Source organism: Candidatus Poribacteria bacterium (assembly GCA_028820845.1).
Classification (GTDB): Bacteria; Poribacteria; WGA-4E; order WGA-4E; family WGA-3G; genus WGA-3G.
On the sequence record JAPPII010000092.1, the window covers coordinates 37,558 to 52,512 of the forward strand.

Genomic DNA, 14,955 nt, shown 5'->3' on the forward strand with positions numbered 1-14,955 from the left:
ACGGAGGTTCCCATGAGCACGCAAAACAATTGGCTCCCAGCGGAGCCTGATCTTGAAACGGTTGGCAAAGCGTATAGCAACCCGATTCATTCACTCTCTCAAGCGGAAATGCCCGCCATTATTCTGCGGAACGCCTATTCGCCCGAACAGTGCAACGGACTCATTAATCGGTTCACAAACATGGGCTTGATGCGCGACGAAGCCGATATCAACTCCGTTGATAGACGCACCCGTATCGACATCGGCACGAGCCTCGGGAACCGCGGTAGCGATAAAGCGAAATTTTTGGCACACGCCAAAGCGACGCATCACCTCTTTAAATTCCTATTCGATGGATTTGAGAATCCGGTCGACTTGATTTACGACTCCCTTGACACACTTTCCCCCAGACAAGAGGTGAAGGTCGCGCGTGAACCTGACGGCTCGCGCTATGGTCCGGCGATCTTCCGTGTCCACTACGAAACCCATAGCTACAAACCACATATCGATCACGTCAAATACCGTGAGAATCGCACTGACTACCAAGTCTATCGCTTCGAGCATCAGTTTGCAGGCGTGCTATGTGTCCAAAATGCCGATGAAAACGGAAAAGGCACACAAGCCATCTTACACCGATGTCTCTGGTCTGAGGAGATCCAACCCTACATCGCCGAAGAAACGTTTGATAGGTACGCTGCTGAAAATGGGATAGAAAACTATCAGGTCAATCTCCAACAAGGCGACCTCTACTTTTTCAACACGCGCTGTATCCACGAAGTACCACCCGTTCAAGGGACACGCGCCCGCATCGTCTTGGCAGTCTTTATCGGATATTCTCCCGAAGATGACGAAATATTCGTCTGGTCGTAAATCCCACCTCTCTCTTTCGGACAACCCTATATGTGCTGGCGAGGTTTCCTAACCTCGTCAGTGCTTTCGGACAACCCTATGTCCCTGTATATGCTGGCGAGGTTTTGCGGCGTACTCGCCTAAATGCGACGGGCATTTCTAACCTCGTCAGTACTTCACCCATCCGATATAGTCGACTTTATATGTCCAAATTCTGAACACTTTTGGGCAGACCCTGCACAATCTGGGGCAGTAGTGGAAGATTGGATGGTAGGTAGTTTGGATGGCTTCGGCTTCCACATCCCTACTTTCCATGCCTCCACCCTTCCATCTGATCATATCTCGCCCCTCAAAGCGCGCAATTGGCACGATATTTGCTATAGGCTATACATAACGCGTCAGACAGGAGGTCAAACCCGTGAAGTACTCCATCTTTCTCTTCTATACGCTAACAATTGCTGCAATTCTATGTGTATCCCCCCCTTACGTTTACGAACCGTTGCCGCGAATCCGTACAGCACGCAGGTAGCATTACCGGAAGGTGCCAAAGCACGATTTGGCAAGGGTAGCATCAACGCAATAGCTTATGCGCTCGATGGCACCCGCCTCGCCGTTTCAAGCACTCTCGGTATCTGGATATATGACCCCCACAGCGGGGAAGAATTGGAAGTGTTCGTCGCGCGCAATGCGGATGCTGCTGTCATGCAAACCGCACCCGTGAGCATAGGGGACATCGCCTTCAGTCCAAATGGGCAGACACTCGCAAGCGCGGGGTACGACAGCGTTGTGCGTTTATGGGATGCTGTAACCGGGGAGCAGAAAGCAATATTCACTGGACACGAACGGAGTGCCCTTCAGATAGCCTTCAGTCCAGATGGGCAGACGCTCGCAAGTGGCGGTGGATATTGGGACCCAACCGTGCGTCTATGGGACATCAGCAGCGGACGGCAAAAGGCAATACTCACTGGACACGAGTCAGCTATCACCAGCCTTGCGTTCAGTCCAGATGGACAGACCCTCGCAAGTGCGAGCAACGGAAATGAACACAAAACGATCCGTTTGTGGGATACTGCCAGCAAACAGCAAACAGCAATACTCACCGCACATAACGCCCCTGTGTATAGTCTTACGTTCAGTCCAGATAGTCGTATCCTCATAAGTGGGGAGGGATATGAGCGTAGGACTGTCCGCCTATGGGATGTTAGCAGTCTTCAGAAGAAGCAGACACTCCCGGGGCATCAAGGAAACGTCTATAGCGTCGTTTTCAGTCCAGATGGTAGAACCCTCGCAAGCGGCGATAGCGATGGTTACGTGTTCCTGTGGGATACAGTCAATTGGGAACAGAAAGCTTCCATCGCACACACAACCGATGTCCAACACATTGCCTTCAGTCCAGACGGTAGGACACTCGCTATCGCTAACTCGGCAGAGGTGTATTTATGGGATGTCATTAAAGAGATTCCCATAAGACGACTTACCAAGCGTCTCGATGCACCGCTGTCAGTCACCTTCAGTCCTGATGGACACACCCTTGCAAGCGGCAGCCGTGATGGGAGCGTTCAGCTCTGGAATGTTCGCAAGCAGCAACTCATCACCTCCTTGCCTGCACCACCGCTGCTCAGATACGGATCCTGGGGATGGCACCCCTGGCGCGTCGAGAGTGTCGCATTTAGTCCGAACGGTAAAGTCCTCGCAACTGTCGGGTATGAGCAGATATACCTATGGGAACGCGTGCCACAACAAGCGGGGCTACAAACTTCTTCCACTGTGCTGTGGTGCCAAAAAGCGATACTTACTGGGCACACAAGCTATATTCACAGCATTGCCTTTAGCCCCGATGGAAATCTAATCGCCAGTGGAAGTGCTGACCGAACCGTGCGGCTTTTTGATGTTAAGAGCGGTCAACACAAACGCGCCCTGATAGGGCACGTCGGGACTATTTTTAGCGTTGCGTTCAGTCCCGACGGCAAAACCCTCGCAAGTGGTGGTTTTGACGACACTGCCCGATTGTGGAACACTGTTACAGGTGAAAACATAAAAATTCTGGCGACAGATACCTGGGTTATGAATGTTGCATTCAGTCCTGACGGACAGACGCTCGCAAGTGGTGGGAGCTGGCGGGACAAAAACGTAACACTGTGGGATGTTAGCACAGGTACGCGTAAAACTACCTTTGCACATGCAGTAGAACTGAGATCAATCGTCTTCAGTCCAGATGGCAGCACCCTCGCGGGCGGCGGTTACGACGGCACTATACTGCTATGGGATATGCACACGGAAACACTGAAACGGACGCTCCGCGGGCATACTGAATCAATTACGAGCATGGCATTCAGTCCGAATGGTCGCACATTCGCAAGTGGAAGTTATGATAGCACTGTGGTCCTATGGGAGTTTGAACCTACGGTAGAGATAATACCAACTACATACGCAGATAATGGCGCAGGGGTGAACGTCCAAGACATAGATTTCGTTGAACCGCCTTTCAGACAGGATATGACACAATGGCATCTGCCTGAAGGGGCGAAAGCGCGCTTTGGAAAGGGCGGAATATCCGGGAACATCACCTTTTCACCTGATGGCACACAGTTGGTTGTTCCAACGTCGATCGGCCTCTGGATATACGACGCGGACACGAACAAGGCATTAAAACTTTATACCGAACATTCTCATTGGATTGGACGGGTTGCGTTCAGTCCAGATGGCAAGACGCTTGTAGGTAGTCGGGCCTGGGGGGATACCAAGGTGTATTTGTGGGACGCTAACACGGGTGAGCACAAAGCTACCCTCGCTGGACATGCAGATGACGTGACGAATATTACTTTTAGTCCGGATGGTCGCACAATCATCAGTAGTAGTGAAGATGGCTCTCTATTCTTATGGGATGCTGTTACAGGTATGCCCTTCGCCACGTTCGGCGGGAATGAAGACGGTCGGATGCAGGCACTCGCTATCAGTCCAAATGGAGAGATGCTCGCCAGCGGCGGATGGGCAGACCCCTTGCAGTTATGGAATATTAACACTCGGCAAACCGTTGCTACCCTTGAAAGCCATAGATTTTCTGTCGATGCAGTCGTTTTTAGTCCGGACGGTCGCACACTCGCCAGTGGAGGTTACGACGCGACAATCCGTTTGTGGGGCGTTGAAAGCCACACCCTCAAAGCCGAGCTCAGCGGTCCAACACGGCGGGTCTGGATCCTCGCTTTTAGTCCTGACGGGCAAACTCTCGCCAGTAGCAGTGATGACGGCACTGTATTTTTGTGGGATGTCGGTAGTTACACCCTCAAAGCCACGCTCACAGGCCATACCCGTCCAACCACGAGTATCGCCTTCAGTCCGAATGGTCTCACACTCGCCAGCGCAAGTCAAGACGGTACCATCCGACTCTGGGATGGAATAAATGGTGACCATCGAGCTACGATTGCTGGGCATGCTGTAGATATCTCCAGCCTCGCGTTCAGTCCTGACGGGCAAACCCTCGCAACCAGCGGTTGGGATAGCGTCGTGCAATTATGGGATATAGCAGTTCCCGCCCCTCTCAAAGCGATTCGCACTGGACACTCAGAAGGCGTTGAATCCATCGCCTTCAGTCCGAACGGGCAAACCCTCGCCAGTGGCGGCAGTAGTGGCTGGGCAGACAATAAGGTGTTCTTATGGGATATAGCCGGCACAGTCGCACCGCGATCATCGGAACTCGAATGCCAATTTCCTGTGTTAAGCAATCACACAGCTGCTTACTTGCATCATATTTCAACGGTGAGTGCGGTTGCCTTTAGTCCAGACGGAAAAACACTCGCGGTCAGCGAAGAATACGAAAATAACAGAGTCATTCTGTTAGATGTTGCGACCGGTGTGCCCGAAGCGGTGCTTGCTACCCCACGGACGAACAACTCAGACGGTGTCGCCTGCATTGCATTCAGTCCAGACGGAAAAACACTCGCGATTGGGTATTACAGGAACCTACGACTGTGGGATGTCCCGACCGCAACACTCACAGCAACACTGGAAGGACATTTACATTGGATTTCCGATGTTGCGTTCAGTCCAGATGGAAACCTACTTGTTAGCAGTAGTTACCGGGATCCAGTACGGGTATGGGATGTTGCCAGTGCTACAGAAATTGCAGCACTCAATGGACATAAAGATGGCGCGCAGAGCGTTGCGTTCAGTCCCAACGGCAAAACGCTTGCAATTGGTGGCACTTATACGGAAGGCACGGTGCGGTTATGGGATGTTCCCAATGTCAGACATAAAGCCACACTCACAGGACATACGGACGGCGTAAACGACCTTGCATTCAGTCCAGATGGCAGAACCCTTGCCAGTGGTGGCGGAGACGGAACCGTTCTCTTGTGGGAACTACCCGCTGAACCTGAAACGCTGGGTGCACCACCCCAAACGTTGCGAACCGCTAAACAGCCATCTCTGCTGCAAAACTACCCCAATCCGTTCAACCCGGAGACGTGGATACCCTATCAATTGGCAAAACCTGCGGACGTTACCGTGTCCATCTATGCCGCTGATGGGAAACTGGTGCGGACGTTAGCATTCGGACAGCAAGCAGCCGGTATCTATGAATCCCGAGACCGTGCGGCATATTGGGACGGGAAAAATGAACTTGCGGAACCGGTATCGAGTGGCGTTTATTTTTACACATTGTCTGCAGGACAATTTACCGCCACACGGAGAATGGTGATACAGAAATAGTGGTCAGAACCTGGATTTTTATGATTTTCAGACGTGCCATGATAGCGGGTTATCCTATAAATCACAGTTCAGACGACTTAGGAGGCTAACACCATGAGAATGATGCAATTTTCCATTGTAGTCCTACTCCTCGTTTCGACGCTACTTTTATCGAATGCCTCCGCCGAAGATTATACACGGTGGCATTTACCGAAAGAGGCGAAAGCACGCATCGGGAAAGGTCACGTTTCGGGAAATATCGCCTTTTCGCCGGATAATAAACTGCTCGGTGTTCCGAGTACTATCGGAACTTGGATTTATGACACCGAAACGGGTGAAGCACTGCATCTGTTCACTGGACACATAGATAGCATCAATGCTATCGCCTTCAGCCCGGACGGAAAAATACTCGCAAGTGGTGGGAATCATGAGGACAAAACAATACAGTTATGGGATGTCCAAACGGGAACGCACATAGCAGCACTACACGGACATGCCAAGAGTGTCAGTTGTATCGTCTTCAGTCCGGATGGACAGACACTCGTCAGTGCCGACTGGGGAGAAGATGCGGCTATATATCTCTGGAATGTTGCGACCGGTGCGTTGAAATCAACACTGACTGGATATTCTCAAGGGGTGAGTAGTGTCGCTTTCAGGCCCGATGGCACGCTCCTTATCAATGGGAATAACGATTCGATATGTGTATGGAATCCGATAAACGGCACGCACACGACAGCATTAGCACCTACAATAGGGGTTGGATATGTTACCTTCAGCGCGGATGGCTCACAATTCGCCGGGAGCCGCGGCAGCGATGTCTTAATTTGGGATACCGTCAGCCTACATCAGAAACTAAAGATTACCGGACATCTCCCCGTCATCACCGCTATCGCCTTTAGCCCTGACAGCCGGACGCTTGCAAGTGGTGGTTGGGATCATAAGGTGCGACTCTGGGATATTGCCACTGTCACCAGCAGATCGGTGCTCCTTGGACATACAAGCGGGATCGCATCGCTCGCTTTCAGTCCGGATGGAAAAACACTCGCAAGTAGTGGAAGTTGGACCGACCTCACAATCCGACTCTGGGACACGGCGACTGGCACACAGGAAACGACACTGGTTGGGCAGAGACACAGGGTTGCAAGCCTCGCATTCAGTCCAGATGGTAGCACACTTGCCAGTGCAAGTGATGACCAAAGCGTCTGTCTCTGGGATGTTACAACTGGCTATCACCAAGCAACGCTGAGTTGGCAAAATACAAACAGTCCTTCAAACTTGGCGTTCAGTCCCGACGGACAAACACTCGCAATTGGAGGCCGGGCAGGGATACGGTTATGGGACATCACCAGCAGACCTTACAAAATCAAATGGAGTACCAGTAGTACATCTGCTGAAAGTTTTGCCTTGAGTCCAGATGGACGGATGCTCGCCAGTGGAAAGAAAGACGGGACAGTCCTGCTGTGGGATGCGATCAATGGAGATGTGAAGACGGTGCTTCGGGGCCATACAGAATGGGTCGGTAGTATTGCCTTCAGCCCGAATGGAAAAACACTCGCAAGTACGGGGTGGCATAAGGACAAAACAATTCACTTATGGGATGTCGTCACGGGCTCACATAAATTGACACTCACAGGACATACGGAGCGCATTACACGGCTTGCCTTCAGCCCGAATGGAAAAACGCTCGCGAGTGCAAGTAACGACGGCACGATATTGCTCTGGGAATTTCCGCTGGCGCAGCTAACGGCGGGAGCACCCTCGTTCCTGACAAAGGATACCAATAACAATCATACGTTGAACGCTGTGTTGCAGAATTACCCAAACCCATTCAATCCAGAGACATGGATTCCCTATCAACTCTCGGAACCCGCTGAAGTTACCGTGCGTATCTACACGGCAAATGGCACCTTGATTCGGACTTTAGCCGTTGGACACCAACCTGCTGGTATCCACACACATCAGGGAGATGCCGTCTATTGGGATGGAAAAAACGAGTTCGGTGAACCTGTCGCAAGCGGTGTCTATTTCTATACATTGTCCACGGAGTCCACACGCGACTCCGTTACTGCTGGTGATTTCACCGCTACCCGGAAGATGTTGATACAGAAATAGGAAACTGAGATACTGAATGCCTAACTTCTAACAATCTGTGTTTGACTTTCACGCGACAATGTGATATACTAAATTTGGACTTTATCATTGGGAAGGAAAAATGAGACATCTTAATAAATACCAGAGACGTGTGTGCTGCAAGAGATATTGCCTGTTTACCTATACCCTCATCGCAATTCTTACCCTCATATCTCTGCCCATAGCAGCTGATAGCACAGACATCCACGAAAACGCAGGCACCCGCGCCATGACATTCCTCAAAATCGGGGTCGGCGCCGAGGCAATGAGCATGGGGGAATCGCAAGTCGCTGCGACCGATGACCTCTACGCATCATACTGGAATCCTGCCGGACTCACGAGACTCCAAAAGCCACAACTTGCACTTATGCATAACGAGTGGTTCGCCGGAATCAACCACGAATTTGTCGGGTTTGCACTTCCAATTGGGAGTATTGGCACCGTCGGCTTCAGTTCAAGTTACCTATCTTTCGGTGAGCTACAAGGACGCGACCGAGAGGGGAACGAGACGACTATCTTCCGACCCTACGATTTGGCGTTGATCCTCTCGTATGCCCGCAGTTTCGGGGATAATCTCGCCTTTGGGACGAATGCGAAATTCTTACGCGAACAGATCGCTGACGAAACCGGAACCGGTATCGCTTTCGATTTCGGAGTGTTATACACCTTTCCCGGCACGCCGCTCGCTTTGGGCTTCAACGCACAGCACCTCGGACCGAGAGTGAAGTTCATCGAGGAGGCTTTTGGGCTTCCTGTTACTTTTAGGTTCGGTGGTGCCTACAAACTCTGGAACGACGCGTTCACCCTAACCACTGATATTATCCGTCCCTCCGATAACGATATCGAGATAGGTATCGGTGCGGGTTATACCATCGGCAATATCTTGCAACTCCGCACTGGCTATAAATATAAAATCGGCGGCAACGATTTGGGAGCGATTTCTGGACTTGCTAGCGGTTTTGGATTAACGCTTCGGCAGTTCCAGATTGATTACGCACTTGTCCCCTTCGGTGTCCTCGGATTAACCCACCGCTTCTCCTTAGTCGCTAACTTTTAGCCAGACGCAGCCTGAATAAACGCTTCAAATAATTTGCGTCTGTGTTCACGAAATTCTTCCGTTCTAATCATCCGTTCAGGGTGGTATTGCACACCCAATACAAAGTCCTTTGACGGGTTTTCCATAGCCTCAATAACCCCATCTGCAGATCTCGCCGTAACAATAAAACCTTCGCCAATTTCGTCTACCGCTTGGTGGTGTGCGGAATTGACTTTATCTCCTCTTTTTTCTACAAGTTTGCATAACCGACTGTTAGATTCAATCTCAATCTCGTGTTCGGAATCCTCACTACTATTTTTTGCTGGATGCGTCAAAGGGTCTGTAAGTTGAGAAGGAACGTCTTGATACAGGCTTCCCCGCATTGCGACACTCATGACTTGAATCCCGCGGCAAATACCGAAGACAGGTAGATTCGCTTCTATTGCTTCTCGACATAGCGGTAATTCCAGCCCGTCTCGCGCTTCATCAACGAATTTAAGCTTAGGATGACACGCCTGATCGAAAAACTTCGGATGGATATCGCCACCCCCTGTTAGTAAAAGTCCATCAATATCAGCAAATTCAGAATCTGGAACGTCAGGGTATAAAATGCGAGATTCACCCCCGAATTCTTCAATAGCACGGGTGTAATTTTTAGCAGTGCCTGTTATAATCTCGGAACTAAATGTAATTCCAATAATAGGTGCCATAGTCGAAATCCTCCTTTTGAGTCGTGATAGACTTCATAAATTGTACCCCATCTTGAAAGCAAATAACAAATCAATCTAAATCTCTTAGTTCGTAGTAGGGCAATTCATTGCCCGTTCATAGCATTTTACGACGTGCGATAAATCGCACTACTACAAACATCCTGTCTCACTATCGTAATCATGCAAATCCTGATTCTGACAACCACTAATCGCCAATTGCCAACCGCTGACCGCTAACAACTATTTGCATTATCTAACGATGCATGGTATAATTTATGATAATATTTATGTTACATCGTGAAGTTAGCAAAACAGCGTTATCTATTATAGAGGACGGCGCGCCGATGCTCACGTGCTGTTACGGTGACCTTGAACGTCCGACCTATTTCCATCCGCTCTATGCGTCGAATGGGCAGGTCGTAACAGAGGATGCGGACAACCGGGCACAGTATCCACCAGGGATCTGTTTTACACTCGGAACCGTCAACGGTGAGCAGCGAGCAGCGTATGAACGGAAACCGACGCTTGCGGAATCCGCGGAAGAATTCGCAATTGTCACAACGTATGGTGCCCCAGAATCGCTTCTGATAGAGACGTTCACGACAAAAGTCCATCTCCGTCAAATCGAAGTTCAAGTGTTGGACATAGAAGTCTCACTACACGCACCGACGACTTCACTCGATATTGCGGGTAACACGGGACTCACGTGTCGGGCTGTTGAGATGGAATACCGCAAAGCCTTGGATGCAGACGGGCGACTTGGTGAGTCGGAAGTCAACGGAAATAAATCGGCGTGGGGAACGCTTTCAGGTATTACGACTGCTGAGCAAAACGCCGTCGGTATCGCTATCTTTCCGCATCCTACAAATGGAGAAACGACATTTTTTGCTGACGATCTCTCTTATGGGTTTCTGTTCGCAGAGGCAACACCTTTCACAGTGGAGGTCGGTGCAACACGGATTTTGAAATACCGAATGCTTGCGTACATCGGTGATCTCTTTACCTTTGATGTCTGGCAGTACCACGAGGATTATACTAATGGTCGGTAGTCGGCTATCAGCTGTCAGTAATTGAGGTTTTCTGGTTTGTAGTAGGGAAACCATTCATTGCCCGTTCACTATATGAAAGTCTATGAAAGACCAAACGCTTTTCCCACTGTATAATAAAGATAAGCCAGCAGGTAATCCGCTGCAAGCACCCCAGGCGGGAATGCCTTCGCATGCCCGGCGCGTTTACATCGAAACCTATGGGTGCCAGATGAACGTCAGTGATAGCGAACTCATGGCGGGTATCTTGACACAAAGCGGACACCAGACCGTGCCACATCTCGACGATGCCGATGTCGTCCTTGTCAATACCTGTGCGATACGGGAAAACGCTGAAACCAAAGTTATCAATCGACTTGTGCAGCTCAACCACCGTAAACGCCGTCAACCCGACCTTATTATCGGTGTGTGTGGCTGTATGGCGCAGCATCTCCGGGATAAACTTCTTGACGCAGCACCTTATGTTGACCTCGTAATGGGACCTGATGCCTATCGGGATCTACCCGTGGCACTCGATTCTCTGGCGCGTGGCGTTGAATCTCACGTTTCCCTTACAGACCGAGACCCGTTTGTTGGATTACGGTTGGACAAAAGCGAGGATTACGCCGACATCGCCCCCATCCGAAAAGAGGGAATCCGCGCATGGCTCACGATCCAACGCGGGTGCGATAAGATGTGCACCTTCTGCATCGTCCCCTTCGTCCGCGGCAGAGAGCGGAGCCTCCCCTTAAAACTCCTCGTTGAGGATGTCGAAAAACTTGTGGACCAAGGCTTCAAAGAGGTCGTTCTGCTCGGTCAGACGGTTAACTCCTACCGCGACAACGATGCCGATTTCGGAGACCTTCTCTATGCTGTCGGTGATGTCAACGGATTGGAACGCGTGCGGTTTACCTCTCCACACCCTGCAGATGCAACTGACAGTATGATTGATGCAATGGCAAGTTCTTCAAGCGTCTGTAAACACCTGCATCTCCCACTCCAATCCGGATCAACCGAAGTCCTGGAGCGGATGCGGCGCACCTACACGGCTGAGGAATACCGTAACCTCGTCGCCAAACTTCGCGAACGTATTCCTGATATCGCTATCACAACCGATATTATCGTCGGTTTCTGTGGTGAGACCGAAGATGAGTTTATGGAGACGTACAAGATGATGGCGGACATCCGCTACGATTCAGCATTCATGTTCAAGTATTCCGAACGCGAAGGAACACTTGCACACAAAGCATTCCCTGACGATGTGCCGGAAACGGTAAAAGGTGAACGGCTTAAACGGATTATCGAACTCCAGGAAAACATTTCCGCAGAAATCAATCGTGACACCGTTGGTGATACCGTCGCTGTGCTTATAGAGGGTGAATCACGGCGGGATGCGGATAAATACCACGGAAAAACCGATGGCTTCAAAACTGCTGTATTTCCGAAGGTTCCCGATACCAAAATCGGCGATGTCGTCAACGTTCGTGTTGACACGACAACGGCACATACTTTGATTGGACAGACTGTTTGATGGATGCCAACACCTGTAGGAGGGGTTTGTAACCCCGACTCCCTATGGAGCGCTGGTGGAAATGTCTAAATAATCCTGAGTCTACTATAATGGACAAACTTAGAATCAAAAGCAAAATTGAAATCGAAAAAATGAAACAGAGCGGGAAAGCCGCTGCGACTATCCTCAAACGCATTGGGGAAGCGATTGCTCCAGGTGTATCGACTGCTGAGCTGGAACGCATTTCACAGGATACAATCGCTGAAGTCAATGCCATATCTTCCTTCTTAGGCTATCAACCTCCGGAACACGAACCTTACCCCGCCACAATATGTACCTCTATCAACGATGTCGTTATCCACGGGATTCCACACGAGAGTCATATTCTCAAAGACGGCGACATCATCGGAATTGATACGGCTGTCAGTATCGACAGCTACCATGGCGACAACGCATACACCTTTCCCGTTGGAGACATCTCACCATCAGCCGCGCGTCTATTGAAAGTGACACGGCGTTCTCTCTACGATGCGATTACCGAAGCGAAACCCGGAAACCGTGTCGGCGACATCTCTTCCAAATTACAGCAAGGCGCGGAATCCCAAGGTTTCTCCGTACTCCAGAATTTTTCTGGGCACGGCATCGGACGGAGCCTCCATGAAGCACCAGAGGTCCCTTGCATGGGAGTCGCGGGGCGCGGCTTACGCCTCAGACCGGGGATGGTCCTCGCAATTGAGACAATGGTTAACGTCGGGCTACCCGATGTCCAGATACTCACAGACGGATGGACGGTTACAACAGTAGACGGAAGCCTCTCGGCACTCTTTGAGCATACCGTGGCGATACTCTCGGACGGACCCGAAATTTTAACAGGAAGCGAATTGTGGGAAACCTAAGTACAAGAATTATTGCCATCATCACTGCACTCCTTATTTTCATCTCTCTCTATCTCATCTTCGGCTATGCACGAATTGAAGGCACGATGCTTGAGGTTCAGAAAATCTTCTACTACCACGTCTCTGCCGCGCTGACAGTTTTTGTGGCGTTTGGTGTCAACTGCGTCTTCAGTATCAAATACCTCATCCAACGCAAACCCAATGACGACCTACTTGCAGTTGCTGCTGCCGAACTCGGCATTGTCTTTTGCACAATTGCCCTCCTCTCTGGACCGATCTGGGCAAGATACGCATGGAATACATGGTGGAATTGGGAGGCACGCCTCACAAGCACGCTTGTGCTCTGGCTGATGTATATCGGCTATTTTATTCTCCGATCCGCTCTCGAAGGAGATAAACGCAGAATCTATGCTGCGGTTCTTGGCATTATCGCCTATCTGGATGTGCCGATTGTCTATTACGCTGTGGATATCTGGCAGGGGGGATTGCACCCCGATCGTGGGACGAAGTGGAGCCTCGAAGCAACGATGCGGCATACATGGATGGTAGCATTGCTCGCACTTATTCTGCTATTTACCTTCTTACTTATCGTGAGGTATCGCATGAAAAAGGCGCAGGCGCGTTATGAAGCTATACAACAGCAACACCTCACGGAGGCATCATCATGAAAATAGCGGTTTTAGTAAGCTTTTTAGCGGTTTTGATAATCTTCTTTTTTGTAACGCAGGTACCAATCACCCTGACAGCCAACGAAGTCGCAAAGGCTGTTTCAGAAGCCACCTCCGAGTCTGGTGTGTCTGTAGACGAAGACGTACTGGAAAAGGCAGTGCAGTTATCCGTTGCGAAACTCGAAAAAGGACAAAGCAGACGACTGAAATATCTCGCCTCCGCATATCTCGTTATCTGGTTGGTATTCGTCCTCTATGTCTTGCAACTTGATCGGCAACAGCAGGAACTCGACAAACGCCTCGCCCAACTCGAACAAGACTCTGAAGGTATCTAATGAAAACGTTCCTTTTCAAAACACAACAGGTGCTTGAACAACCACTTGCAGAAGTTTTCGCATTCTTTTCTGATGCACATAACCTCGCCAAAATTACACCACCGTGGCTCCGCTTTGAAGTCCTAACCCCAGCACCAATCGAGATGTCACCAGGAACACGTATCGACTACCGGTTGAAACTTCGCGGCATTCCACTCCGCTGGCAGAGCGAGATTACGGAATGGAATCCTCCGTATATGTTTGCAGATGAACAACGCCGCGGTCCGTATCGGCTCTGGCGACACACCCATACCTTCAACGAGACAGAAAATGGAGTGGTCGTAGGTGATTCAGTCGAATACGCCGTCTGGGGCAATCAGATCGTTGACAAATTTTTTGTGCGTCCAGATATAGAGAAAATCTTTGCTTATCGCTCGGAACAGCTGGAGAGGATCTTCGACAAGACCAACGCTTCATCCGGAAAATAGAAATCTACCGTACAGACAGATTCTGCCATAGTAATGCATCACCCGTTCCACATAAGCCCGCGTCCTATTCGCACCCTCAAAATAGCCGTGTGGTGGTATACCGCTTTCCCACACTTCTTCATGTATATCCACATGCTGTTGCGTCAGTTGACTGAGTGCTATGCTCACAGGAGCCCACAGAGATGGGTCCGCACCATCACGATGACGGACGAGTGCCTGCGCGTCGCGAACCCGTCCTAGTCCTCCGTTGTAACTCGCTAATACCAATCGGTCTCGATCCTCGTCAGGACTCTCAGGAAAGGCATGATATAACGTATGCAGATAGCGCGCTGCACCCGCAATGTTTTGTTCCGCATCAAATGGGTCTTCGACACCGAGTTCTTCTGCAGTCGTTGGCATCAGTTGTGTCAATCCGAGTGCACCCACTGAACTCACCGCCTTTTCGTTGAACCCAGATTCCTGCACAATCAGCGCACAAACCAGCCGAGCGTCCAACGATTCTTTGACGGCATATTTCTGGATCAGTCCCTTGTATTCAAAAATTTTTGGTGTAAGCGCGAGCAGACGCACGTCAGGGGGGAAACCGTTGATAATCCCACTGATTAGGAAAATCACAATAAACGTTGCAATAATGAGAAGAACTGTCCGTTTGCGAATCATTTTT

The 14,955-nt window shown here is 50.3% G+C and carries 13 protein-coding genes; 10 read left to right on the plus strand and 3 right to left on the minus strand.

Translation table 11 applies throughout. The features are described from left to right. The first annotated feature begins 12 nt into the window (after window positions 1-12). A complete protein-coding gene (locus OXN25_17085) occupies window positions 13-849 on the plus strand; it encodes a 2OG-Fe(II) oxygenase (GenBank protein ID MDE0426568.1) in 837 nt (278 codons plus the stop codon). A gap of 147 nt (window positions 850-996) precedes the next feature. Here the strand turns inward: OXN25_17085 and OXN25_17090 are convergent, their stop codons facing one another. Beyond that, entirely contained in the window at window positions 997-1,167 is a 171-nt protein-coding gene (locus tag OXN25_17090) for a hypothetical protein (protein ID MDE0426569.1), read from the minus strand. 129 nt (window positions 1,168-1,296) lie between these two features. On the opposite strand from OXN25_17090, the gene OXN25_17095 reads away from it, so the two are divergent. From OXN25_17095 to OXN25_17105, 3 genes are all read left to right on the plus strand, one after another. Continuing rightward, on the plus strand, window positions 1,297-5,535 hold the full coding sequence (locus OXN25_17095) for a T9SS type A sorting domain-containing protein (GenBank protein ID MDE0426570.1): 4,239 nt from the start codon (window positions 1,297-1,299) through the stop codon (window positions 5,533-5,535). A gap of 99 nt (window positions 5,536-5,634) precedes the next feature. After that, window positions 5,635-7,626, plus strand: a complete 1,992-nt coding sequence (locus tag OXN25_17100; protein MDE0426571.1) for a T9SS type A sorting domain-containing protein — start codon at window positions 5,635-5,637, stop codon at window positions 7,624-7,626. A 100-nt stretch (window positions 7,627-7,726) separates the two neighbouring features. Continuing rightward, window positions 7,727-8,701 carry a PorV/PorQ family protein gene (locus OXN25_17105; GenBank protein ID MDE0426572.1) on the plus strand — a complete coding sequence of 325 codons (975 nt, stop codon included), beginning with the start codon at window positions 7,727-7,729 and terminating at the stop codon, window positions 8,699-8,701. Here the strand turns inward: OXN25_17105 and OXN25_17110 are convergent. Then, window positions 8,698-9,390, minus strand: a complete 693-nt coding sequence (locus OXN25_17110; GenBank protein MDE0426573.1) for a gamma-glutamyl-gamma-aminobutyrate hydrolase family protein — start codon at window positions 9,388-9,390, stop codon at window positions 8,698-8,700. The genes OXN25_17105 and OXN25_17110 overlap by 4 nt on opposite strands. Window positions 9,391-9,677: 287 nt before the next feature. On the opposite strand from OXN25_17110, the gene OXN25_17115 reads away from it, so the two are divergent. The 6 genes from OXN25_17115 to OXN25_17140 all read left to right on the plus strand — a co-directional run bounded on the left by OXN25_17115 (window position 9,678) and on the right by OXN25_17140 (window position 14,291). After that, window positions 9,678-10,439, plus strand: coding sequence for a PmoA family protein (locus tag OXN25_17115; GenBank protein MDE0426574.1), 762 nt, complete (start codon window positions 9,678-9,680; stop codon window positions 10,437-10,439). An 82-nt stretch (window positions 10,440-10,521) separates the two neighbouring features. Beyond that, window positions 10,522-11,946 (plus strand): tRNA (N6-isopentenyl adenosine(37)-C2)-methylthiotransferase MiaB, encoded by a 1,425-nt coding sequence (gene miaB / locus OXN25_17120; GenBank protein ID MDE0426575.1) that lies wholly within the window; start codon window positions 10,522-10,524, stop codon window positions 11,944-11,946. A gap of 89 nt (window positions 11,947-12,035) precedes the next feature. Continuing rightward, window positions 12,036-12,821 carry a type I methionyl aminopeptidase gene (gene map / locus OXN25_17125; protein ID MDE0426576.1) on the plus strand — a complete coding sequence of 262 codons (786 nt, stop codon included), beginning with the start codon at window positions 12,036-12,038 and terminating at the stop codon, window positions 12,819-12,821. Further along, on the plus strand, window positions 12,809-13,489 hold the full coding sequence (gene ccsA / locus OXN25_17130) for a cytochrome c biogenesis protein CcsA (GenBank protein ID MDE0426577.1): 681 nt from the start codon (window positions 12,809-12,811) through the stop codon (window positions 13,487-13,489). The genes map and ccsA overlap by 13 nt, the downstream gene beginning before the upstream one ends. Next, on the plus strand, window positions 13,486-13,824 hold the full coding sequence (locus OXN25_17135; protein ID MDE0426578.1) for a CcmD family protein: 339 nt from the start codon (window positions 13,486-13,488) through the stop codon (window positions 13,822-13,824). Before ccsA ends, OXN25_17135 begins: the two co-directional genes overlap by 4 nt. Continuing rightward, window positions 13,824-14,291, plus strand: a complete 468-nt coding sequence (locus tag OXN25_17140) for an SRPBCC family protein (GenBank protein MDE0426579.1) — start codon at window positions 13,824-13,826, stop codon at window positions 14,289-14,291. Before OXN25_17135 ends, OXN25_17140 begins: the two co-directional genes overlap by 1 nt. On the opposite strand, the gene OXN25_17145 is transcribed toward OXN25_17140, so the two are convergent. Beyond that, window positions 14,277-14,951: a transglycosylase SLT domain-containing protein gene (locus OXN25_17145; protein ID MDE0426580.1), complete on the minus strand. Its 675-nt coding sequence runs from the start codon at window positions 14,949-14,951 to the stop codon at window positions 14,277-14,279. The two genes, OXN25_17140 and OXN25_17145, sit on opposite strands and share 15 nt — an antisense overlap. Window positions 14,952-14,955 lie beyond the last annotated feature (4 nt).